This is a genomic window from Acidobacteriota bacterium, from assembly GCA_028874215.1.
Lineage (GTDB): Bacteria > Acidobacteriota > UBA6911 > RPQK01 > JAJDTT01 > JAJDTT01.
The window spans coordinates 1-24,617 of the sequence record JAPPLF010000083.1 but is presented as its reverse complement, the minus strand read 5'-3'; the positions used below and the strand labels follow the sequence as shown (position 1 = coordinate 24,617).

At 63.3% G+C, this 24,617-nt stretch carries 14 protein-coding genes; 9 read left to right on the top strand and 5 right to left on the bottom strand.

Annotated features, from left to right (window positions below; genetic code table 11):
- Positions 1–110: 110 nt before the first annotated feature.
- Positions 111–2,114, top strand: coding sequence for a CocE/NonD family hydrolase (locus tag OXT71_16650; GenBank protein ID MDE2928025.1), 2,004 nt, complete (start codon positions 111–113; stop codon positions 2,112–2,114).
- Positions 2,115–2,329: 215 nt separating this feature from the next.
- Positions 2,330–3,439, top strand: coding sequence for a tetratricopeptide repeat protein (locus OXT71_16645; GenBank protein ID MDE2928024.1), 1,110 nt, complete (start codon positions 2,330–2,332; stop codon positions 3,437–3,439).
- A gap of 123 nt (positions 3,440–3,562) precedes the next feature.
- On the opposite strand, the gene OXT71_16640 is transcribed toward OXT71_16645, so the two are convergent.
- Both OXT71_16640 and OXT71_16635 read right to left on the bottom strand, forming a co-directional pair.
- Positions 3,563–6,631, bottom strand: coding sequence for a c-type cytochrome (locus tag OXT71_16640; protein ID MDE2928023.1), 3,069 nt, complete (start codon positions 6,629–6,631; stop codon positions 3,563–3,565).
- Positions 6,628–8,205 carry a GWxTD domain-containing protein gene (locus OXT71_16635; GenBank protein ID MDE2928022.1) on the bottom strand — a complete coding sequence of 526 codons (1,578 nt, stop codon included), beginning with the start codon at positions 8,203–8,205 and terminating at the stop codon, positions 6,628–6,630. Before OXT71_16635 ends, OXT71_16640 begins: the two co-directional genes overlap by 4 nt.
- 288 nt (positions 8,206–8,493) lie before the next feature.
- On the opposite strand from OXT71_16635, the gene OXT71_16630 reads away from it, so the two are divergent.
- From OXT71_16630 to OXT71_16620, 3 genes are read left to right on the top strand one after another with little or no spacing between them, the layout of a single operon-like run.
- Positions 8,494–10,410, top strand: coding sequence for a CocE/NonD family hydrolase (locus OXT71_16630; GenBank protein ID MDE2928021.1), 1,917 nt, complete (start codon positions 8,494–8,496; stop codon positions 10,408–10,410).
- Positions 10,407–12,224: a CocE/NonD family hydrolase gene (locus OXT71_16625; protein MDE2928020.1), complete on the top strand. Its 1,818-nt coding sequence runs from the start codon at positions 10,407–10,409 to the stop codon at positions 12,222–12,224. The genes OXT71_16630 and OXT71_16625 overlap by 4 nt, the downstream gene beginning before the upstream one ends.
- A gap of 13 nt (positions 12,225–12,237) precedes the next feature.
- On the top strand, positions 12,238–14,073 hold the full coding sequence (locus OXT71_16620; protein MDE2928019.1) for a sulfatase-like hydrolase/transferase: 1,836 nt from the start codon (positions 12,238–12,240) through the stop codon (positions 14,071–14,073).
- 66 nt (positions 14,074–14,139) lie between these two features.
- On the opposite strand, the gene OXT71_16615 is transcribed toward OXT71_16620, so the two are convergent.
- A complete protein-coding gene (locus OXT71_16615) occupies positions 14,140–14,535 on the bottom strand; it encodes a PIN domain-containing protein (protein MDE2928018.1) in 396 nt (131 codons plus the stop codon).
- A gap of 439 nt (positions 14,536–14,974) precedes the next feature.
- The gene (locus OXT71_16610; GenBank protein MDE2928017.1) at positions 14,975–16,084 is read right to left on the bottom strand and encodes a hypothetical protein; all 1,110 of its coding nucleotides are present in this window, start codon (positions 16,082–16,084) and stop codon (positions 14,975–14,977) included.
- A 206-nt stretch (positions 16,085–16,290) separates the two neighbouring features.
- Here OXT71_16610 and OXT71_16605 point away from each other — a divergent pair, with 206 nt between their 5' ends.
- On the top strand, positions 16,291–17,301 hold the full coding sequence (locus OXT71_16605; protein ID MDE2928016.1) for a hypothetical protein: 1,011 nt from the start codon (positions 16,291–16,293) through the stop codon (positions 17,299–17,301).
- Here the strand turns inward: OXT71_16605 and OXT71_16600 are convergent.
- Positions 17,244–18,479, bottom strand: a complete 1,236-nt coding sequence (locus OXT71_16600) for an L-rhamnonate dehydratase (GenBank protein MDE2928015.1) — start codon at positions 18,477–18,479, stop codon at positions 17,244–17,246. The genes OXT71_16605 and OXT71_16600 overlap by 58 nt on opposite strands.
- 302 nt (positions 18,480–18,781) lie before the next feature.
- On the opposite strand from OXT71_16600, the gene OXT71_16595 reads away from it, so the two are divergent.
- The 3 genes from OXT71_16595 to OXT71_16585 all read left to right on the top strand — a co-directional run bounded on the left by OXT71_16595 (position 18,782) and on the right by OXT71_16585 (position 24,565).
- Entirely contained in the window at positions 18,782–19,795 is a 1,014-nt protein-coding gene (locus tag OXT71_16595) for a hypothetical protein (GenBank protein MDE2928014.1), read from the top strand.
- Between the two features lie 439 nt (positions 19,796–20,234).
- Positions 20,235–23,363 carry a TonB-dependent receptor gene (locus OXT71_16590; protein MDE2928013.1) on the top strand — a complete coding sequence of 1,043 codons (3,129 nt, stop codon included), beginning with the start codon at positions 20,235–20,237 and terminating at the stop codon, positions 23,361–23,363.
- Between the two features lie 230 nt (positions 23,364–23,593).
- Entirely contained in the window at positions 23,594–24,565 is a 972-nt protein-coding gene (locus tag OXT71_16585) for an aldo/keto reductase (protein ID MDE2928012.1), read from the top strand.
- Positions 24,566–24,617 lie beyond the last annotated feature (52 nt).

Sequence of the window (24,617 nt, the reverse complement as noted above, 5' to 3'; positions counted from 1 at the left end):
ACGATTGCATAATAAGGCCTCGATCGAAGCCGGAAGAATGGGGCCGGCTCGTTTTTATTGCGCTATTTCTGCTTTCCCTTCCTCCATCAATCGTTTATTCGAAAGCAAAGATGTCTGAACCAAAATATAAAAATAATCTCAAAGTGGAATTCGTGCGGGTTCCCATGCGGGACGGCGTCGAGCTGGCCGCCAAGATCGTGCGTCCCGACGCCGAAGGGCGGTTCCCCGGCGTGATGATGTACTACCCCTACCGTTTTCTGAACGACTCGGAGGACCTGGGCTTCCCCTGGCCGGTCGGACCCACGCCCTACCTGGCGGAAAGAGGCTATGCCGTCGTTCAGTACGAGGTCCGCGGGACCGGAAATTCGGGAGGCTGGACCAAGGACATCTATTCCGCCGACGAGCGGCGGGACGGCTACGAGATGGTGGAGTGGATCGCCGACCAACCGTGGTGCAACGGCAACGTGGGCATGATCGGCATCTCCTACGGAGGCGTGGTGCAGTGGCAGGTGGCGGTGCAGGCGCCTCCCAGCCTCAAGGCCATCATCGTCCGCTCCGCCAACGACGACGTCTACACCGAGTGGACCTATCCCGGCGGCGTCCTCCGGCCCTACATGTTCGACACCTTCTCTCCCTTGATGACGGCCTCCAATATGCTGCCGCCCAATCCGGATATCGCCGGCCCCAAGTGGAGCGAAATCTGGCAGGAGCGGTTGGAAAAGAGCGAGCCCTGGGGCATCGGCTACATCTCCCACCAGCAGAACGGCCCCTACTGGCAGGACCGGTCGCTGGCGAAGGATTTCAACCGGGTCAAGTGCGCCGTCTACGTGATCGGGGGCTGGTCGGACGTCTATCCCACCGCGCTGCTGCGGGCCTACTCGAATTTGAAAGTCCCCAAACGGGCGCTGATCGGTCCCTGGGGACACTGGTGGCCGGAAGTGGAGCGGGCGGTCCCCGGACCCCGGATCGAGGGCGGCATCGAGTACGTGAAGTGGTTCGACTACTGGCTCAAGGAGATCGACAACGGCGTCATGGACGAACCGCCGGTGACCATTTTCGTCAAGAAGTACAAGAAGCCGTCGGCCCGGATGTACCTGGAGGAGCCCGGGTCCTGGCGGTCGGAGCGGGAGTGGCCCATCGCCCGCACCCGGCCGACACCGCTTTACTTCCACTCCGGCGGCGGGCTAAGTCGTGAGGAAGACGCCGCCGAAGGGCGCGACGAGTATGAATACGATCCCGTAGTGGGACTCACGTCCGGAATTCACTGGGGCGGCGGCGTCCTGCCCTGGGGAATGCCCATCGATCAGCGGCTGGACGAAGCCCTCTCCCTGACCTATACGACACCCCCGCTGGAAGAGGAACTGGAAGTGACGGGGACGCCCACGGCGATGCTCAACGTCTCCTCCACTGCCGAGGTCGCCTATTTTCGCGTCAAGCTCATCGACGTGGCCCCGGACGGGACTTCCAAGCTGGTCCGCTACGGGGGACTCAATGCGACGCATCGCGACTCGCATTTCGAGCCGAAACCCCTGGAGCCGGGAAAGACTTACGAAATCAAAGTCGAGTTGAAGACGATTTCGTACGTCTTCGCACCGGGGCACCGGATCCGGGTGGCCGTCACCAGCGCCGATATCCAGAACGCCTGGCCCACAGCGCAGAGCGCCACCAACACGATCCATCGAGGGGGGCGCTTCCCTTCCCGGATCATCCTCCCCGTCATCGGGCGCCAGAGCCCGCGCCTTCCACCGCCGGATCTGAAGATCCTGCCGCCTGCGGATCCCGACATCCTCGCCAAGCCCACGGAGTACTCCGTCACCCGGGACCTGGTGAACGAGACCGCGACGGTCCGATTGTCCATTGACGATCGGGAGTACGGCCGGATCATCGAGTCGAGCTTCACGGTGTCGTCGAAAGAACCTGCCAACGCCGTGCTCAAGGCCCGCTCCATACGGTCCATGGACCGTCCCGGCATGGAGGTCCGGGTGGAGGCGAACGAGGTGACGAGGAGCGACTCGAAGGCTTTCCACCATATGGGCCAAGTGGAGGTCCGGGTCAACGGCAAGAGTCACACCAACAAGAGCTGGTCCGTGAGCGTGCCCAGGAAACTGAATTGAGTCCGGGTCAGCGTGGAGCGGCGGTTTCCCAGCCCATGTGGGGCGGCGGTTTCCCAACCGCCGATTCCAAGGTGGGGCGGCGGTTTCCTAACCGCCGTTTCCAAGGTGGGGCGGCGGTTTCCTAACCGCCGATTCCGGAGTGTACCGGGGCAACGCTGTCCCCTACTGTGATGGTTGAAGATCCTCTGCCAGTATCGTTCCCCTCCCTGAGTGTCGTGATCGCGACCTTCGTTCTGAACTCGGTCCTCTGGTCCCAGACGGTGGATTTCCAGCACGTGCAGGCTCTTCTCAACTCGGGAGACCTGGCCGGGGCCCGCCTTCTGCTCGACCGGGCCGTACAAGGGAACCCGCAGTCTCCGCAGCTATGGGCCATGCTCGCAGGGGTGTGCGCCGGACTCGAGGATTGGCCCGCCGCCCGGGACGCCTACGAACAAGCGCTGCGTCAGACGCCGGACGACCCAAAGTTGCTGGCCGGGCTCGGTTTCGTCCTGGCGCGCCAGGGACAGCTCCGGGAAGCGATCACCGCGCTGCGGAAGAGTGCGAGCCTCGACCCGGACAACGCACGGGTGCGCTTCCTGCTGGGGCGGGTGCAGTTCGAGGCGCAGCAATTCGACGCGGCCGTTTCCAACTTCGAGCAGGCGATGCTCAGGGAGCCGAGAAACGAGTCGTTCTATCTGGAATACGCCCAGGTTCTGTCGCGGGGTCAGGCTTACACCGGGGCCGAGAAGATTCTCAATTACGGTCTTCGGCAACTGCCCCGGTCGGCGGCGATCCGCTTCGAACTGGGGGTCTGCTACCAGAAGCAGTTGAAGAGCCGGCAGGCGCAGCAGGAGTTCCGGCGAGTCATCCGGCAGGACGCGGACTTCCCTGGGGTCTACACGGCCTTGGCCGGTTCGTTGTTGGAGAGTGGACAGTTGGAGGAGGCCGAGCCGGTTTTGCTGAGCGCGCTCAAGGTCAACGGTGGAGACTTCGACTCGCGCTATCTCTACGCGGTGCTGCTCGCCCGGCTGGGACGCAAGACCGAGGCCGTGTCCCAACTCAGGAAATGCCTCGAGTTGAGGGGCGACGACGCTCGAGTCCACTACCAGTTGGGAAAGGCGATGGCAGATTCCGGGGAAATCGAAGCTGCGGAATCCGCGTTGGACAACGCAGTGCGGCTGGAACCGGAGTTGAAGGAGGCCCATCTCGAGTTGGGCCGGCTCTATTCCAGGCAGGGCCTGACCGAGAAGGCGAAGCGGTCGCTGATGCGGTTTGAGGAGCTTCGTCAGAAACAGGAGCGGGAGGATCGGGAGCAAGGGGATCGAGTGCTGGTAGTGGAGGAGTGAAATTGGTCGGTCCCTTTTCTTTTGGGGAAGGGTGGGAGGGGATTTTTCGGTCTTCCGGTGCGGGTTCGGTGGGCTGTTACTCCGGAGATCGGCGGTTGGGAAACCGCCGTTCCTGTTCGGCGACTAGAAAGTCGCCGCTCCAGTCGCCGCTCCCAGGTGGGTCAGGTACTCGAGAAGGTCGGTCATCTGCTGGACGGTGATGTCCTCCTGGACACCCTCCGGCATGGCGGACACTCCCAGCGAGCGGAGGTTGGCGATCTGGCTTCGGGAGATCGTGTCCTCCTCTCCCTCGCTCCGCCTCAGGGTGACCGTCGCCGGTCCCTGGCTGGCCATCACTCCGGTCAGGGCGCGCCCGTCGTTGGTCTCGACCAGGTACTCCTCATAACCGGGGACGATGTTGGAGTTGGGGTCGAGGATGTTCTCCAGGAATTCGTACTTGGTCCGGCCTGAAAGGCTCAGCAGATCCGGTCCGACCTCGGAGCCGGTCTCTCCGACCTTGTGACACTGGCTGCAATTCCGGTTGAAGACCTCACGGCCTGAAGCGGCGTCCCCGGTGGTGCGGGCGGCGGCGCCATACTGGTCCATCAGCACCCTCAGGTCGGGAGGAGAACTCCGCAGTAGAGTCCTGGCGCGCTCCAGGGTCTCCCCCTCCGAGATCCGAAACAGGCGGCCCCGTCTGGCGCCCCGGATGGTCCACGGCTGGACGCTCCCGGCCTCGACGGCGTCCAGCAGGCTGGGCACCCGCTCCGGTTCCCTGAGCAACCCGTCCAGCGCCGCGTTCCGGAGCGGAGCCGTGAACGACCGCCAGGCTCCCAGAAGAACATCGGTCGATCTGGGATGGGGCAGGACGACCAGAGCGCGGGTCGCCGCCATCTGAATCTTTTCCGGCTGGCTGGGTTGCAGCAGCCCGGCCAACAGCGCGTAGTCCGCCCGCGTGGGGTCCAGGGCCGCCAACCGGATGGCGTGGACCCGGGAATCCAAGCCGGCTTCCTCGTCGGCGGCCACCGCCGCAGCCTGCCGTATCAATGACCGGAATTGGAGCGTGTTCGACAGCCGGACTCCTTCCGCCATCTCAAGGGCCGCCGATCCCAACCGGTTCGGTCCGGACAGCAGCTCCAACAGGATCCGCTGTGCCTGGCGGGAAAGGTCGACCTCCGGTTCGGTCCCGCGTTTCAATCCCTCCGCCAGCCCTTCCAGGCTCGGAACGGGCCACCAAAGGTCCGCGTCCGCTGCGGCCCTGCCCACGGTCGCCAGCACCGCCGTCAGCTCCCGAGCCTTCTGGCGGGCTCCGATCATGGCCCCCAGACGGCGCAGGAAAAGCTGCCGGCCCTCCGTCTCCCGGGACGCGAAGTCCCGGTTCCCGACCACGGCGCGAAACCACCCGACCGTGTGTTCGCCGGCGGCGCTGAGCGCGGCGACCTGAAACCAGGGGTCCTCCATGTGGTCATGGACGATCTTCAGCAGCGGTTCGAAGGAGTCCCCGGCAGGAAGTTCCCCCAGGGTGCAGGCCAACTGGAAACGAACCCGATCGTCCGGGTCCCCGGTCATCTCCATCATCCGGTCCACGACGCGGCGGTCCGAAAGATAGGATTCACCGATCCGGATCGCCTGCTCCCGTACCTCCGGGCTTTCGTCTCCCAAACCGGCCACAACCAGGCCGGCGTCCAGGGCATCCAGCCCCTCCAGCGTCCAGAGGGCATGCATTCGGCCCCGGGTCGAGGCACCGCCGCGAGCGAGCTCCACCAAGCGGGGAATCGCCGACGGATCCCGGCGCTCGACCAGGAGCCGCTGGGCCGTGAGCCGCCACCACCGGTTGGGATGGGAGAGCCGGCCGACGAGTTCCGCAGCGTCGGCCCGGTCGAGCCGGGGCGCCTCGGCCGGCTCCGGCTGGCCGTGGACGATCCGGTAGATCCGGCCGCGATCCTGACCCGCGTAAAACAGTTCGTGATCGTCGACGAAGTCCTCGCGAATCCATTCGGGGTGCTCGACGATCTTGCGGTAAAAATCGGCCACGTACAGGGCCCCGTCGGGACCGGTCGTGGTGAAGACGGGCATGAACCAACTGTCCCGGGAAGCCAGGAACTCCGATTTTTCGAAGGCGCCGGCACCGGTGTAGGTCGCCCCCCTCGTCGACAAAATATCGCTGTGCACCAGGTTATGGGCCGGCTCCGCGATGAAATAGGCCCCGCCGTACGGCTCGGGAAACCGGCCGCCCGCATAGATGCTCTGGCCGCAGGCGGAAGTGAAGTGGCCGAGTTCCTTCAACAGGCGGGTCTGGCGAATGTTCTGAAGGTGCGGATGGTCGGTGATGGGGTAGACGGGGGCCGGCTGGCCATGGTCGGACACGGTCTGCATGGGATTCTCGACCTGGAGATGAGGATTACGGTCCAGGTAGCGAATTTCGATGACGGAATGTCTCAGGTGATTGTTGTTCCAGGAGGGGAACCGGTGGCCGCGGGCATTGAAGGCTTGACCGAACTCGGAATTGCCGGTGACCGGCTCGATCCGCAGCTTGTCCGGTTTGAAGCGAATATCGGACCGTCGCTCGAAGACATCGACGGGTGCGACCTCAGGGTGACCGGGGAAATGGATCGGCTGGCCCTGATCGCTGAACTGCTTGAAACGCCGGCCGACTCCGAATCTCGGATAGGCGGCGTAGATCCAGTTGTCCATCTCATAGAGCGGCGTGTTGATGCGGAGCTGTGGATTGACCAGCGCGAATCCGGTCAGGATCACCTTGCGCCGGTCGGCCCGCCCGTCGCCGTCGGTATCGGTGAAATGGAGGATGTCGGGGGCGCAGGCGACCAGGATCCCGCCCTTCCAGGGCAATACGCCATGGGCCATGTGAAGCCCGTCGACGAACACGCTGGCGTGCTCGAACCGGCCGTCGCCGTCCCGGTCCTCGAGCAGCTTGATCCTGGAGAGCGGCTGGTCGGAGATCGGGTAGTCCCTCATCTCGACGACGAACAGCCGGCCACGCTCGTCGAACGCCATGGAGATGGGATCCACCACTTGCGGTTCGGCGGCCGCCAGCTCGATCCGGAAACCCGGAGCCAGTTGAAAGGATTGGAGAGCGGCTTCCGGAGAGTAGGGAGGTCCCGCGTCGATGCAGCCGCCGGTGAGGACTGCGGCCAGGACTGCGGCGAACCGGACGGCCTGCGTCAGCCTCGTCCCGGCCCGTCCCAGTTTCAACCCGAACTGTCCTGGATTCGAAATCGGACGCTCATGTCCTTCTTCCGGCCCGAGATCAGGTCCTCAATGGAGATCTCGGCCCGGTAGTCCCCGATGCCGTCGATATAGAGATGGGTCGAGGCCGAAGCCCGTTCTCCCAGGTAGGTCAGGCCCACGTGATCCAGGCGGATCTCCTGGACCACCTGTCCGTTTCGGTCCAGGACGCGAAGCGGAATCCTCAGGTCCGCTTCCCCGGTGGCGGAGTCGACGGAGAAGTTGTAGATCTCGAAGTAGAGTCCGACCCGCTCTCCGGCCGGGAACGTATTCTTCTGGAGGTTGGGATAGACCTTGAGTCCGGAAAGGGTGGCGAAGGGCTCCAGCGGATCGGGCTCCTGCTGGACTCGAATCCGGTCGGCCAGGATCAGCGTGCTGGTGAAGAGCTCCGCCTCCGGCTTGGGCGGCACCACGATGGAATGGACCGAAGTACCGATCTTTCCGGAGTGAACGTCGCGGACCACCCAGTCCAGCTTGTAGCGCCCCGACCTCAGGGGAATCGTGTGCTGGTAGAGGGACTTCCCCTGTTCCACGAAGGGACGGTAGCCCGTGTCGTCGACGTAGACCTGGTCTTCGAACTCGTAGACGGTCTTTCCCAAGAGGTCATGAACGGCGCCGTAGATCTCGACCCGCGCCCTGCGGATGTCGTTCTCCGGCTGATAGGTCAGCAGGCGGTTCCAGACCTGGAGCGTGGCCGGCACCATGAACTGCTCGGCGTTGACCCAGACGATGGAGGCCCGGGTGCCGATGGGCAACTCCTCGTAGTGGACGCGCGTCCCCACGAGTTTCTGCAGGTCCTTGTACTTGATGTTGGGGGGAGTGAGGGCCTTGAAGTAGTCCTCGATGAGTTGGAGGTTGCTCTTGTTGATGCCGAGACCGGTGTGATCGAGAGGACGCAGGATCCCCTGCTGCCGGACCCGGTCAAGGCGCGTCCTGGATCCGAAGAACTCCTCCATGGTCAGCCCGTAGCCGGTCATCAGCAGGGCGTCCTTTTCGTCCGGGCTGAGGGCGAGCCGGTAGTTGCCGCTCATGCCGGAGTCGACGAATTCGAAGAGGATGTCGTTTCCCAGCCCCTCGATGTAACGGTAGGTCCAGACCTCGTAGGGGAACGTGACGGTGGATCCGCCCCCTTCGGAAAGCGAACGGTTGTGAAGTCCGCCCATGGGATGCATTTCGATGTGGGCCGGCGGACCGAAGACGATATAGATCCGTCCCCGGTCGGTGAGCCAGCCGTCGCGTCCCGCCTTGAAGCGCTCGTTGGCGTAGGCGATGCGGCGGTAGTGCTCCTCCTTGAACTCGTTGATGGACGTCTTGGGATCGGGGTCCCGGCGCAGCCAGAACTGCTCGATGAACCGCTCCTTCTCCTCCGGCGTGGAGAGACCCCGGAAGACGGTCTTCTCCTCCGGATTGATGATGAAGCGGACGTCCTCGTCCAGCCAGTTTCTGAAGTGCTGCTCGGATTCCTCGTCCCGGACGGATTGGCCGAATGCGGCGGAAGCGGCAAAGATAAAGAAACAAAGTCCCGGAATTGCCGGACTCATGGGTTGTTGAAGAGTATAGCGAATGGACCTCTCTGGTGATAGCAAGGCAGTTCCAATGCATAAGAGGGGACAGTCTTGAGCCTGTGCAAGATTCGGCGGCTGGAAACCGCCGTTCCGATTCGGCGGTTGGAAACCGCCGCTCCGAATCGGGGGTTGTCAACCCACGCTCCTAATCGCGGGTTGAAAACCCACGCTCCAATTGACATCGGGGCTCACCCTCCATATTCTGAGCCGCAAATTCTCACTCAGCTTCCAGCCCAGTCAATCAACGAGAACGGGAGATCACTCATGAGGAGTTTGCCGTGGACTCTGTTGTTTGCAACGGGATTCTCCTGCCTTGGCGTAGCGGCCGCCGGACCGGCGGCGGAGGGGAAATCCATGGACGTCGTCGTCTTGAAGGATGTCAAGATCCCGATGCGGGACGGAGTCGAACTGGCGACGGACCTGTACCTGCCTGCCCAAGACGGCCGCCCCCTGGAAGGAAAGTTCCCTGTCGTCCTGCAGCGGACGCCCTACGACAAGGAGAACGAGTTCTACAAGGACCCGGCCACCTTCTTCGCCAGCCACGGCTACCTGTCGGTCATTCAGGACTGCCGGGGCCGCTTCCGGTCGGGCGGCGAGTTCTTTCCCATGCGGGACGAGGCGGAGGACGGATACGACACGGTGGAATGGCTGGCGCGCCATCCCTCCAGCAACGGAAAGGTGGGGACCTACGGGGTCTCCTACATGGGCTGGGTACAGTTGCAGATGGCCACGCTGAACCCGCCCGGCCTGGCCACCATGATCCCCCACACCGGACCGAACAACGCCTACTACTACAGCATGCACGTGGGCGGGACCCGGACTCTGGGCCTGTTGCGGTGGCACCTGCACATGGCCACCACCAGTTGGGAGGCCAAGGAGAACCCCTCAATCGTTGAAGCCATCAAGCCGATGCTGACGTCCAAGGGGTTTCTGCGGTGGGCGTCGCGAATTCCGTGGCGGCGCGGGCAGACGCCGTTGAGCGTGGCTCCCCGTTATGAGGACGCCGCCTTCCAGTTCTACTTCGAGAACAACGACTACAACGAGTTCTGGCAACGGCCCAGCCTGGCCATGGACGAATACTTCGACAACTATCCGGAGATTCCCATCATGTGGGTCACGGGGTGGTACGAGGTCTACGCGCGATCCATCGTGGACGGTTACCGGGAGATGCTCAAGAGAGGCCGCCGCGACCAGTACCTGGTGGCCGGCCCCTGGACCCACGCCAACTGGGATCCCTACAACGGGGACGCCAACTACGGCGCCGCGGCAGGCGTCGTTCCACCCAACGATCTGGAATTCCTCGACTACGAGCTGCAATGGTTCAACCGCTGGCTCAAGGGGGACGAGAACGCCGAGCTGGGCGACCCGGTGAAGGTGTTCGTGATGGGCGGCGGCGACGGGCGGCGCGGCGAAAAGGACCGTTTGAACCACGGAGGAACCTGGCAGACCGGCGAGCAATGGCCCGCCGCCGGCACCTCTCCCAGGAAGTACTACTTCCATGGCGACGGTACTCTGTCGGCGGCCGAACCGGACGGCGGGTCCGAGTCCACCACCTACACCTACGATCCGCGCAACACGGTCCACAGCGACGGACGCTGCGAGATCGCCTACGGACCGGCGTCGGACCTCGGGTTCCGGGGAATGGGGCCCTACAACCAGATTCAGATGGAGACCCTCCCGGGCCATGGAATCCCCGGACTCCCCACCGCCTCCCGCCCCGACGTCCTGGTCTTCCAGACCCCTCCCCTGTCCGGAGACGTGACCATGGCGGGCAACCTTCGTGCCGTCCTCTACGTGTCGTCGGACGCTCCCGACACCGACTTCTTCGTCAAGCTCATCGACGTCTATCCGCCCAGCGAAGACTACCCGGCAGGCTACGCCTTCCCCGTCACCGACGGCATCATCCGCGCCCGGTACCGGAACAGCTTCAGGAAGCCGGAGTTGATGGAGCCGGGCCAAGTGTACGAGATCCGGCTTCCTGTCCAGCCGGCGGCCAACCTGTTCAAGGCGGGACATCGCATCCGCGTGGACATCTCCAGCAGCAGTTTTCCCAATTTCGACATCAACCGGAACACCGGCGACCCGTTGAGCCGGCAGTGGCGCATCGCCGACAACACGATCCACCACGGGGGCGAACACGCCTCCTTCATCGAGTTGCCGATCCGGGAGGGGAGTCCATGATCCCATCGACTCGCCGCTGGACCCGAGGACTTCTCGCCATGTGCCTGCAATCCACACTCATTTCGCCGTCTCTGGCGGAGAGTTCGGCCTGGAAGGACATGCTCTCGCCGCCGGAACACTCGCCCGCCACGCTGATCGACGTCCGGGTGCCCATGCGGGACGGCGTTTCATTGTCGGCGGACGTCTATCTCCCCGGGAAGGAAGGCCGGTGGCCGGTGATCCTGGAGCGGACTCCGTACGGCAACAGCTCCGACTGGTACGTCAACCGGGCCCTGTATTTCGCCCGTCGCGGGTACGTGTACGTGCTCCAGGACTGCCGGGGCCGGTTCGATTCGGACGGGAAGTGGTCCGGATGGATCGTGGAGATCGAAGACGGCCGCGACACGCTGGACTGGTGCGGGACCCGGTCCTGGTCCGACGGCAACGTGGGCATGATGGGGATGTCCCACATGGGGCTGACCCAGTGGAAGGCGGCCCAGACCGGCTCTCCCTATCTGAAGGCCATCGCGCCTCAAATGGGGCCGGCCGACGAATACCTGTACGGGATGAACTACACCGGCGGGGCCTTCCTGCTGCAGATCGGCATCCCCTGGTCCATCGGCGTCCGCGGGCGGACCCAGCAGACACGGCAACCGTACGACTGGGACAAGCTGTTCCGGCACCTGCCCATCCTGACGGCCGACGTCGAGGCCACGGGCAAACCGATCGGGTTCTACCGCGACTGGATCCAGCACCCCAGCTATGACGAGTTCTGGAAGAAAGCCAGCAACTATGGGCACTTCCGCAAGACGGACGTCCCCATCCTGCAGGTGAGCGGATGGCTCGACCTGCACGCCAAGTCGCTGTTCGCCAATTACGAAGCGATTCAGCGAGAGGGCACCGAACGCGCCAAGCGCCTGCAGAAAGTGGTGGTGGGCCCCTGGGTCCACACCGACCGGCCCAAGCAGGCGTACGGGGTGCTCGATTTCGGAGTCGACTCCATCATCGACCTCTATGCGCTCTACCTGCGCTGGATGGACCGGTGGCTGAAGGGAATCGAGAACGGAGTCGAGAACGAACCCCCTCTGAGACTGTTCATGATGGGGAAAAACCGTTGGCGGACCGCCGACATGTGGCCGCTCCCGGAGACCCAGTGGACTCCCTTCTACCTCCGAAGCAGCGGACGGGCCAATTCCCTCTTCGGCGACGGGACCCTCTCTACGGGAAAACCGTCCCCCGGAGAAGCTCCCGACCGGTACACCTACAATCCGGAGGACCCGGTCCCGACCCTGGGGATGGACCCCAACGGCGAGGTGGAGCCCCTGGACCACCGGCCCGTGGAACACCGGGATGACGTGCTGGTCTACAGCACCGAGGCGCTGGAGGAAGAGCTGGAGGTGACGGGGCCGATCCAGGCCAGCATCTACGCCAGCAGCTCCGCTCGGGACACGGACTGGACCGTCAAGCTGCTGGACGTCTACCCGGACGGCAAGGCGGTGAACCTCTGGGACGGCATTCTCCGGGCCCGTTACCGGGACCCCGCGGCCATCAGAGCCGGGGTCCCTTCACCTGGCCAATTCGAAAACCCCAAACTGTTGCAACCCGGGAAGATCTACAAATTCTTCATCGAAGTGGGCGTCGTCAGCAACGTCTTTCTCAAGGGCCACAAGATCCGCGTCGAGGTCTCCAGTAGCAACTTCCCGCGTTTCGACCGCAACCTGAACAACGGCGGAAAGCTCGGCGTCGACACGGAAATCGTCATCGCCAATCAGACCGTCTACCACGACGCCGAACACCCGTCCCACATCCTGTTGCCGGTCATTCCGAAACGTTGACCGGAGCAAGCCGATGCGAGCTATCTTCGTCCTCGCGGCATCGCTCACCACCGCCCTTGCGAACGCCCCCAACATCCTCTGGATCAGCTCGGAAGACAACGGCCCCCACCTGGGGGTCTACGGCGACTCCTGCGCCGACACCCCGAACCTGGATGCCCTGGGCGCCCGCGGCATGATCTACCGCACCGCCTGGTCCACGGCTCCCGTTTGCGCACCGGCGCGCACCACCATCATCAGCGGCATGTACCCGCCGTCCACGGGCTCGCAGCACATGCGCTCGTCGACGCGGCTGCCGCGGCCGATGAAGATGTTCCCCCAGTACCTGCGGGAGGCCGGCTACTACACCTCGAACAACTCCAAGGAGGACTACAACCTGGAGAAACCCGGCAAGGTCTGGGACGAGTCGAGCCGGCAGGCGCACTGGCGCAAGCGCGCGCCCGGCCAGCCCTTCTTCTCGGTTTTCAATCTCACGGTCACCCACGAGTCCCAGATCCGAAAGCGGCCCCATGCGGCCGTCCACGACCCCGCTGCGGTGCGGGTCCCCGCCTACCACCCCGACACCCCGGAAACCCGGCAGGACTGGGCCCAGTACCACGACAAGATCACCGAGATGGATGGTCTGGCCGGCAAGGTGCTGGAGCAGTTGAGAAAAGAAGGCCTGGAAGAGGACACCATCGTCTTCTACTGGGCGGACCACGGCTCCGGACTGCCCCGCAGCAAGCGCTGGACCTACAACTCCGGTCTGCACGTGCCGCTGATCCTCTACATCCCCGAGAAGTTCCGGCACCTGCGGCCATCCGGCTACACGCCGGGCGGGGAAACCAACCGACTCGTCGGCTTTATCGACTTCGCGCCGACGTTGCTCAGCCTCGCCGGCATCCGACCTCCGGACCATTTCCAGGGCCACGCCTTCGCGGGAGAATACGAGGCTTCGCCGCAACCCTACCTCTACGGCTTTCGCGGCCGCATGGACGAGCGCTACGACATGGTCCGCAGCGTTCGCAACCACCGCTACATCTACATTCGCAACTTCATGCCCCACCGGATCTACGGCCAGTTCGTCGAGTACATGTTCCGGACGCCGACGACGGCCGTGTGGCACCGGCTCTACCGCGAAGGAAAGCTGAGTCCCCCGCGCACCCGCTTCTGGGAGACCAAGCCGGCCGAGGAACTCTACGACCTGGCCGAGGATCCCGACGAAACGAAGAACCTCGCCGGCAGCCCCCGGCACAAGGCCGTTCTGGACCGCCTGCGCACCGCGCGCCGCGAGTGGTCGCTGTCGATCCGTGACCTGGGATTCCTGCCCGAGAACGCCATCCACACACGTTCCGGCTCAGACGCACCCCACACCATGGGCGCCGATCCCAAGAGGTATCCGTTGGAGCGGATCATGGGCATGGCCGAGTCGGCCACCTCCATGCGGAACGGCGTCGAGGACAAACTCCGGGCCGGCTTCGACGTTTCTGACGGCGCGGTCCGATACTGGGCGGCCCTCGGCGCCCTGATTCGAGGCCGGGAGGGGGTTCGGCCCCTGGCCGGACCGCTCCGGAAAGCGCTATCGGATGAGGCTCCGGCGGTGCGCGTCGCGGCCGCCGAAGCGCTCGGACGCCATGGCAGCGATGCCGACGCCACACGCGCCCTGGCCGTGCTGGTGGAACTGGCCGACGCGGAAAAGCACGGGCTCCACGTCGCCATGATCGCGCTCAACGCTCTTGACTACCTGGACGACCGCGCCGCCCCGGCACTCGAGCGAATCCTCGCCTTGCCCCAGGAGTTGCCCGGAATGGACCGGCGGTTCCGCATCTACCTGCCGAACCTCATCGCCAAGATTCGCTCGGACCTCAAGTGACCGGCGCTACCGACCGGGGAGCGTATTTCGGCCTGTCCACCCTGGAATTCCGTGCGTCGTTCAGGACTATTCCAAATGCCAGATAGGAATCTCCATGGCTCGAGCTGTTTCCGTCATCCGGCGATCGTAGCTCGCAAGTGCGACTGATTGACCTTGCTGACGCAGGAAGTCGCAGGAGGCAAGATGCAGGGCATCAAGAGTGCGTACCGACAAAGACACGGGAAAGGCATCCAGAGCTCGCGCAAGTACCGGTTGAGTAAGGTCCATCAAAGCGACTCGTCCTAAGAGCCTGAGGGCCGCCTCACTGTGGGAATCGGCGAGTCTGCGCGCGTGTAACCGGGTCCAAATCTCGTACTCCATCAAACGGCTGGACACCAGGGTCTCGCTCCAAAACGAGGCAGTGGGGTGGCGATCTTCGGCAAGTAGCTGGGCAAGAGCGACGGAGGTATCGAGATAGATCATCGATCGCCCCGGTCTTCGTCCAATTCGGCGAGAATATCCCGGAGTGGCGCCACTCGTTCAGGTGTCGTTGGCTCACCCTCGGCTGGTAGCGCCGGCGGCGTCAACCAGCCCTTACGCACCGCCTCTGCGAGCAGCGCGTCGGCGAGCATCGGGCTTCTTGAAGGCCTTGGTGGCCCGATTTCGGCGACGACTCGATCACGGTCTGTAACCAGAACCGTTTCCCCCGATGCGGCTAATCGTATGTATTCGCTCAGACGGCTGTTCAGAATTTTTATCCCTACTGATCTCATACAGAACAAAGTAGCAACTAGTAGCGACTTTTGTAAACCGTGCCCACATGGTTCATGGGAAAACCCCTACGCGTGCGCAATGCACCTGGTGGAACTGGTCGTTTCCGTGTGAGTTGTCGCACCGACCGATTCTGCTCCAGCCATGCTGGTCAGGCGGGACTCTTTCCCTTCTTCCAGATCTTGTACAAGCCCCAGGTCAACAACGGGACGATGTAGACGAACAGGAATCCCCAACTCACCGCTCCGTAGCCCTTGGCGACCAGTTGGATCAGTCCGAATGTCGACAGCGCCAGTCCCAGCAAGAGAAGACCCAGGGCCACCAGTGGCCGCACCCGGCGGGGGAGGTCTCTCCCCCGCGCCCTGAGGGCCGACCGCAACCGTTCGTTGACGGCGTGGATCATTCCGGTCCCGGTTTCGACCAGAGTCCCCAGCAAGACCACCTGAAAGACGATGAGAAGCAGGGGCAATTGGGCCGCGCGAAGAGCGTAGACCGCCGGAACTTCGGCCGAAAGCACCTGCGGATAGAGGCCGACGATAGCGAGGTAGAAGAGCAAGCCGGGGAAGATTCCGATCACGCCGCCGAGGAGACCCGCTCCTACGGCCTGCCTCCGGGTCTTGATGTGGTGTGTCGTGAACAGGACCGCCGGAATCGCTCCCAGATTGTAGAAGCCGTACTTGAAGGCGCCCAGGACCCAGCCGGAGGAATCGATCCCCATGGACAAGCTGTTTCGTATCTCGTCGCCGAATCGAAGGAAGCACATGACGAAGAAGACCAGATAGATCCCGTAGAGGAGCAAGGACCACCCGGAGAGAAACTTCTCGATCAGGCTCGTCCCCTTGAAGGTGAGAAATCCCACGGAAGCCAGCATGACGGCGACACCGAGCAGGTAGGGCAGACCGAAATTGTCGCGCAGCAAAACTCCCGCAGTGGAGCCGATCACCGCCAGGACGATGAGCAGCAGAATCAGGTAGAGGACCTCGAAGCTGTACCAGAAACGGCCCAGCAGTTGCAGGAAGAAGGTCCGATAGTCATGGGCCCGGTAGACCCTGGCGAATTCGAAGGAGGCGGCCAGAACCACCGACCACATCAAGGTACTGATGAAAAGCATTCCCACCAGTCCGCCGACGGGTCCGTAGTTGAGGAAGTACTCCACCATTTCCCGTCCGGTGCCGTACCCCCCGGCGATGATCACCGACTGGAATACGATTCCGGGCAGCACATAGGCCTTGAATGCGGACGTGAAATCCTTTTGTTGCACGACGGTCACAAGTTCTTGATGGGACAGCTCGTCGAAGACATCTTCAGAGGCTGGGATGTATGTTGTAAATATTTATATATCAATAACTTAAGGAATAACTCATGCAGGATCACGCGACCGCAGAGTGTATCAGAACAGTGCCGCCGGCACACGGCAGGGATCGCTCCGGAACGCCTCGAATAAGGTAGAGTACGCAGTCGCACGGAATGATGAGCGGACACGGAATCCAAAATGAAATCGGCGACAGCCTCAAAGGCTTGGGCATCCCTGCCGGCGAGGTCCGGCGCGTGGAAACGATCTCCTTCCGTCCCGGCCATCGTCTCTACAGAATTCGCACCCACAGGTGCTCCTATGTTCTCAAGTCGTTCATCCGCAATACGCCAGGTAATGAGATTCGAGGCTACAGTCTCCTCCGGCAGCTCGGCGTACCCACCATCAGCGTCATTGCCAAAACCGAGACCGATCTCCTCCTGGAAGATCTCACCTGCAGCGATACGTGGCGCTTGGCCACCGAGTCGGACGTGCGGGAACGCAGCGTGGGAGAGGCGGTGGCCCGCTGGTATTGGCACTTCCATCAGAAAGGCTCGTCCCTGGCGGCATCCGGCCCGGGCCTGCCCCCGTTCCTCAAACGGGAAGAGGATCTGCTCGATCCCGCCACCATCGAATCGGCGGGCCGCGCCCTGGGTCTCCTGCGAATGGACTCGTGGCGTCTCGCCGCCGACCACATCGAGCTTCTGAAGCTCGGCCTTGCCGGTTTCGGGACGACCCTGAACTACAACGACTTCCACTGGACGAACCTGGCCCTGAGCCGGAAGTCAGGTCCCGGAATGGAGGCCATCGTATTCGACTACGACCTGCTCGGAATCGGAACCCGCTACAGCGACTTCCGGAATGTCGTGGGATCTTTGTCGGGGGAGGCGGTCACCGGGTTCCGCGAGGTCTACGGAAGCGTCGACCCCGGCGAGAAGACCCTCGACCGGCCCCTGGCCACGCTTTACGCGCTCGTGTCGGCAACAAGGATGCCGACATTCCCGAAGTGGGCCGAAGAAAGCAGGCAGACCGTCTTGAACGGGAGCTTCAGGACCGATTTGTTGCAGGCAGTCGATTTGGTCATTGACGGGAGGAAAAGGGGGCTGACCAGCGGCCTTGTCGGAGCCCGTCAGGCTTCCGGCTCAACTTCCCAGCCGAATCCCGGCCCGTCAGATGGTCTGGTGTAGATTCCTTCGGGCCCGCGCGTCAGGTTGTTGTCCTCCTCGTAGCGCTGGTAGACCACGTCCGGGCCGCCTGGAGCAGGCATGAACATTTCTGCCCACGGCGAGTTGGGCGTGGCGTAGATGAAATGCACCGCATCCCGCTGGCCGCCGCCGTGCGGAATCACCGGAATGTCGTGGGCCGCTGCCAGATGCCCAATCTTGACGAGCTCGCTCATCCCCCCGCACCAATTGATGTCGGGCTGCCAGATCTCGGCCCCCTCGACTCTCAGCAGTTGCCTGAAGCCATAGCGGGTGTACACATGCTCCCCGGTGGCGATTCGCGTGGAGGTGATCTGGCGGCGCAGGCGGCCGAATCCCTCGAAATCGTCAGGCGGCAGCGCCTCTTCAAGCCAATAGACGTTGTACGGCTCGAACGCTTCCGCCAGTTCCAGGGTGTAGCGCTCCGTGAGGGCCATCCAGCAGTCCATCATGACATCGCCGTCCGGGCCCACGGCAGAGCGGGCCCGCTTGACGAGCTCCACGTTCTTGCGGATGCCCTCCCTGCCGTCCGCCGGGCCGTAGGGCAGTGCGAGCTTGAGGCGCGTGTAGCCGAATTCGACATGCTGCTCGATGTCGTTTCCCGTGCAGTAGCATGGAATGCGGGGATGGATCCGCCCGCCCAAGAGACGCCAGACCGGAGCGTCCCAGACCTTTCCTGCAATGTCCCAGAGAGCGATGTCGACACCGGAGATCGCGTTCACCACCACGCCCTTGCGTCCGTAGTACATGGTGGATCTCCACATGATGTCCCAAAGGCGTTCAATGTCGAGGGGGTTCTCACCCATCAGAAGCTTCGCCAGGTGGTCTTGGACGATCACCCCGCCGGCCGGTCCTCCCGGCCCGTAGCCGGTCACGCCCTTATTGGTCGATATCTCGACCCAGAAACTCGAAATTCCGGGGCCGTCCGCCATGAACAAGCTGCGCATCGGCTTGTACTTGGGGTAGATGGAGACGGGATTGGCGACTTCGACGCCTGTCGCGGACCAAGCGTCCGGAGCGGGTTCGTAGCTGGGAACCGGCCGTTTCGGCCTCATGCGGACGAGTCGCACACCGGTGATCTTCAGATCGTCCTCGACCCCTGCGAATCCCGGAGACCCGAATGGAACGGCCGACGAGAGCACTAGGAATTCCCTACGGTGCATTGCTGAACATTCTCAACGACTTGGCAAGGATTTCGGACTAAGGCCAACCGAGCGCCCACAAAACCAACCAGGTCGCGATCATGCCCGATATGAAACCGACCACGACCTGCTTTGTCTTGCTCCAGTCCTTTATGGCCATATCGTCAACGCCATCCTTTCCCCAGGTTGTCCGGGCACTCGAAAGAAAATTCTAACGCATTGGAGTCCCCATCTTAAACGATCCTGGAAAATCTGAACGATTTCATTACGATGATCATCAGTTCAACGACACCCGCACGAGCTGAGCCGCAGGAGGGACCAGCATGCCGAGAACCGTCCCCAATGTCGTCATTTCCGTCCTTTTCGGCGCTGCTGTCGCGGCGGCCCAACTTCCACCGGAAGTGATGGTGGACCGCCATCTGTTGCACGCGGAGCGGCTGCTGGCCCAAGGAGACCCGGTCCGGGCGCTCGAATCGATGCAGAAGGCCCGCGATCTGAAGATGGATCACGATCTCGAGTTGCCCGAGGACTACGACTTCAAGGTTGCGGAGGTGGCCTTTTCGGCCGGCTCGTTCCAGATCGCCATGGACTCCGTGAACCGGTATCTGAGGATGGCCGCGAGGGACGACCCGTTTTACCGGGAGGCACTGGAATTGTCGCTCGATATCGAAGCCAGCCTGCCGGCGCAGAACTCGTGCTCGGACCAGCCCAAGGGCGCCGATTGCTGGATGGAGTTGGCAAAGCAGCCGGGATGCTACGCCTGGAACGTTGACCTCCAGCCGGAGGAGTCCGTCACCTGGTCGGCCATCTGCACCGGGAGCGTCGCCCAGGGGACCGGGACCATCAAGCGGGTCTGGGACGGCGGCAAGTCAACGGTGGAAGCAACCGGACGTCTCCTGTACGGCAAGCGGCAGGGCGACTGGGTGGTGCGCGAAGCGAACGGGGACGTCTCGGAAGGACCCTACGTCGCCGGGCTGAAACACGGCCTCTGGGTCGAACGCCGGGCCGACGGCGCCGTCTGGAAGGGCCCCTTCGTGGCCGGCGTGAGGCAGGGCCGATGGGTCGTGCGCGACGCCTATCGCGGTGTCTGGGAAGGCCCTTATGTGGACGGCATGAGGAACGGCGACTGGGTCGTCCGCCATGCCGACGGCACCGTCTGGGAAGGGCCGTACTTCGACGACGAAATGCACGGCGATTGGGAGTGGCGCCTTGCCGACGGCGGCCTCTGGAAGGGTCAGTACCTGTACGGCGAGATGGACGGCGACTGGCTCATCCGCAACAAGGACGGAAGCACGAGCAACGTGTATTACCGGAACGGCGTAGCGTATTACGAGTAGGCCGGGGCGGAGTGCGGACGCAGCCGGGAGAAACTTCAGCGCTGCCCCTTCACCGGCTCCGAGTGATCGAAATCGGACAGTAGCGGAGGTTTCCAACCCCCGGTTCCGGGGTTTTGGGGGACGAGACAGTCCCCCGTCCAGGCGCCTCGCCAACCCCCCTCCCGGAGGTCTGGAAATCAGGGTTCGATTCTGAAAGACTGAGTTTTTTTGCAAGACATTGCGCCACGAATGAGCATCACGGAGCCAACCCGGGACGAATCGATCCGGGATTTCCGCCAGGTTCCCCGTACCATCAGAGTCCACATCCATTCGGCCGGTTTCGCCCTGCTACGCGGGATGGCGTGGTTGATTCGATCGGGAGTATCAGGTGATGTCGAATAAGAGCCTTTTCCGTGCTTTGCTTCGTAACTGCGGGCGCCCTGTTCGCCGAACCGGGACCATGGCCCTGCTTTTGCTGGCCGGCACCGTCCTGCTCCCCGCCCAGACCGACACCGGGACCATCCGCGGTTACGTCTACGACAAGACCCGGGCCGTCCTCCCCGGCGTCACCGTCACCGCCACCTACCAGGGCCGGGGCGTGATCCGGGAGACCCTCACTTCGGACTTGGGAGAGTACGTCCTGAGCCGGGTGGATCCGGGACTCTACTCGCTGCGGTTCGAGTTGCCGGGGTTTGCCCCCTACGTGGTCCAGGACATGGAAGTGCTGGTGGGAGAGACCCAGTCCTTCTCTCCGGAAATCGTGGTGGCCGCCGAAGAAATCGTCATTACGGCGGAAGCGGCGCGAATCGCCGTGGCCCGCGACAGGACCCAGCAGTCCCACCACATCGACTCCACCAGCATCGAGGACCTTCCCATCAACCGACGCGACTACCTGGACCTGGCGCTCCTGACCCCCGGCGTGGTGGACTCGAACTACGTGGCGGACGACCGCGACTTCCGAATCGCTCCGACGCCGGCGTCCGGACTCGGCATCGCAGGGGGGACCGGCCGGGGCAACACCTTCACCATCGACGGACTGAACAACAACTACTCCACCGGCAGCGTCCGTTCCTCCATCAGCCAGGACGCGGTGCAGGAGTTTCAGGTCAACCGTAATTCGTTTTCCTCGGAATTGGGCGGAGCGCCGGGCGGAACCATCAACATCGTCACCAAGGGTGGCACCAACGATTTCCGGGGATCGGTCTTCGGAGTGCTCCGCAACCGCCGGTTCCAGGCCCGCAACCACTTCGATCCGGCCGAGTCGGCCTACACCCGGGCCCAGAGCGGAGGATCGTTCGGCGGTCCCATCATCCGCGGCACGACGTTTTTCTACACCGCCTACGAACGCCTCGACCGGCACGAGTCGTCGTTCGTTCCGTTGCTCCGTGACAAGTCGTTTCTCTACGACCTGACACCCTCGCAGCAGGCTCTGGCCGACGGGATCAGCAGCGACTCGGCTCCACCCGAATTCGCGCCTCTGGCTCCGTTGGTCGGCTACCTTGCGGAGGCACTGGTTCCCGGGAACTATCCCCACGTGGTCGAGATGTTCGAAAGCAACAGCGGGGCCTTCCCCTTCTCGGAAGAGCGGCAGCAAGTCATTGCCCGCGTCGACCACGCCATCGGGTCGGCGCACAAGCTCTTCCTGCGGGGAAACTGGACGGGACTGAACAGCCAGAACACCAGCTTCGGTTCGCTGATCGCCCGCAACCGGGGCCGCAACAACGACCTGAACGACTTCTCGCTCGCAGTCGGGAACGCCTCGGTGATCAGCCCGGAGTGGATCAGCGAAACCTGGCTGGGGATCGGATATCACGACTTCGGCGTCTATCCCACCGACCCTCACGGTCCCTCCATCGACATCGAGGGATTCGGCTACTTCGGACGGGACGTCATCCTGCCGACGCGAAACGTGGAGCGGACGGGGCAGGCCCGGCAGAACTTCACCTACGTCTCCGGACGGCATTCGGTCAAGTTCGGCGCCGACTACAATCCATACTACGACCGGGCGCGGTCCGAGACCTTCTTCAGCGGGAAGTTCATCTTCGGAGAGGCCATTCCGCTCTGGGTTCTGATCGACGAGGGGGCCGGGTACACCGTCTCCCCATTGCTCAAGGACCTGTTCCACTCGGCCGGCCAAGCCCAAATGGCCGCAGCGATCGATGCCCCCATCTCCTCACTGCAGGCCTATGCGCTCGGCCTGCCCCTGGTCTACCAGCAGGGTTTCGGCGACCCCTTCTACACCGGTTGGGCTCACAATTTCGGCTTCTTCGTCGAGGACTCGTGGCGCATTCACCAAAACTTCCTGCTCACCCTCGGGCTGCGCTACGAACTCTTTCGCAAGGCGGAATTCCCCCGGGACAACGACAACTTCGGTCCCCGCGTGGGATTCGCCTGGAGTCCCGACGCCAAGACCGTCATCCGGGGCGGGTACGGGATCTTCCATGCCCGGATCGACGGCCACATCACGTTCATCGACGACCTGCTGGGAGAGGAGGCCCAGCAGATCATTCAGGTCTTCATTCCCCTGAACGGCGTCCCGGGAGTCAACAGCGCACTGACCGGAGATCTGCTCAACTCGGCGGAGATCTACCATACACTCTTGAACCGCGGCGTCCTGGGCAAGCGGCCGGTCACGGCCGAGGACCTGGCCGTCCATGGATTCGTACCTGAGCCCGGACTGCCCTTCCACGTGCGGTTCCGGATCGCGGACGACATCGTGAATCCCTACGCCCAACAGGCGAGCCTGGAGATCCAGAGGGAGGCGGCCGGATTCGCCCTTTCGGCCGGATACAACTTCAACCGGGGCGTCCACATCATCCGTCCGCTCGACGTCAACCCTTACCAGGCCGGGACCAACGCCCTGGGACGCCCCATCATCGGTTTTCGCAATCCAAATGTCCTGCAGGACAACATTTACGGAAGCTGGTCCAATTCCTTCTACCACGCCCTGATCCTGCAACTGGAGAAGCGCTTCTCGGAAGGGTTCCAGATCTCGGCTCATCACACCTGGAGCAAGGCGATGGACGAGATCACCGATTACAACACGTCGTTCCAGCCGCACCTGCAATGGGACGCGGCGGCCGAGATGGCCCTCTCGGCCTACCACCGCGGTCACCGGTTCGTCGTCCGCTCCATGGCTCAGCTTCCCTGGAAGGCCGGCCGGGGAAAGGGCTTCCTGGACAACCTGCTCGGAGACCTCACCATCTCGGGGATTGTCACCGCACGCTCATTCGCCCCGTTCAATCTGAATACAGGCTACGACAACGTGGGGGACCGGCACAACGACACGCACCGGCCCTGGGGCCTGGGGCGCAACGTGGGCATCGGACCCAACTTCTTCAGCGCCGACCTGCGCCTGAAGCGCCGGATCCCGGTCTTGGAGGACGTGAGCGTGGATGTGGTGGCCGAAGGATTCAACCTGCTCAACCGCACCAATTTCAAGAACGTCAACGGCACCGTCGGAAACGTCACGCTGGAGGAACTTCCGTCGTCGTACAAGGGGCGCCGGGGACCGGTGACGGAGCCGTTCTCATACACCTCGGCATTTCCTCCGAGGCAATTCCAATTCTCCCTCCGCCTCAATTTTTGAGGTTGGAGCGGCGGTTTCCTAACCGCCGGTTCTTTGGACATCGGCATACGAGGGGAACCGGACGATTGGAAATCACCTTCCCGCAGCGGCGGTTTCCAACCGCTGATCTCGTGATGGGGAAGGGGGGACAGATCATCGGCGCCAGCGACGAGCAGGGGAATCCGATTTCGGGTTTGGTCTGACCCGGATTTCTTCCCCGCAGGCCCCTATCAATCCAGGAGAGAAGCCCGATGCAATACCGTCAGCTTGGAAACAGCGGCCTCAGAATCTCGATCCTCGGCCTGGGCACCAACGTATTCGGCCAGCACGAGAGTTTCACCCACCACTGCGACGAAAGGGAGACGGCCGCCATTATCCACCGGGCGGCCGACCTGGGCATCAACCACATCGACACCGCCGACATGTACTCGCGCGGCGTCTCCGAAACCTACATCGGAAGGGCCGTCGCCGGACGGCGCGACCGTTTCGTCATCGCCAGCAAGGTGGGCCTGCGGGTGGGCGACGGCCCCAACGATGCGGGGCTCTCGCGCGGCCACATCATGAGCAGCATCGAGGGCACGCTTCGCCGGCTGGATACGGACTACGTCGACCTCTACTATGCGCACCGGCCGGATCCTGAGACGCCCATCGAAGAGACGCTCCGCGCCTTCGACGACCTGGTTCGCCAGGGGAGGGTGCGCTACGTCGGATGCTCCAACTACGCGGGCTGGGAAATCGCCACGGCGAGCGGCGTTGCCGAGCGGCGCGGATACGCGCCGTTCCTGGTCAGCCAGTCGCCGTACAACCTCTTCGAACGGTCGCTGGAAGCCGAGGTCCTTCCCTCCTGCCTCCACCACGGGCTGAGCATCGCCGCCTACTCCCCCCTGGCCCAAGGCGTCCTGACGGGCAAGTATCGCCGGGGCGCGCTGATCCCGCGCGGCACCCGGGCCTGGAAGAATCCGAGCCCCGTCCTGGCCCGCTACATGACCGGCGAGCGTCTGGAGATTGTCGAGCGTCTCGATGCCTGGACCCGGGATCACGGCCGCCGGCTGGGTGAACTGGCCATCGCCTGGCTGCGGGACAAGCCCTACGTCTGCACGGTCCTGGTGGCGGTCACCAGCATCGAACAACTGGAAGCCAACGCCGCGGCCGCCGACTGGACGCTCTCGCCGGAACAGGTGCAGGAAGTGGACGCCATCGCCGCAGGGAGCGGGGATTTCTAAGCGGAACTTCACTGCCCCTCAAGCCCTAGCAAATCATTGAAATAGCGCCGGT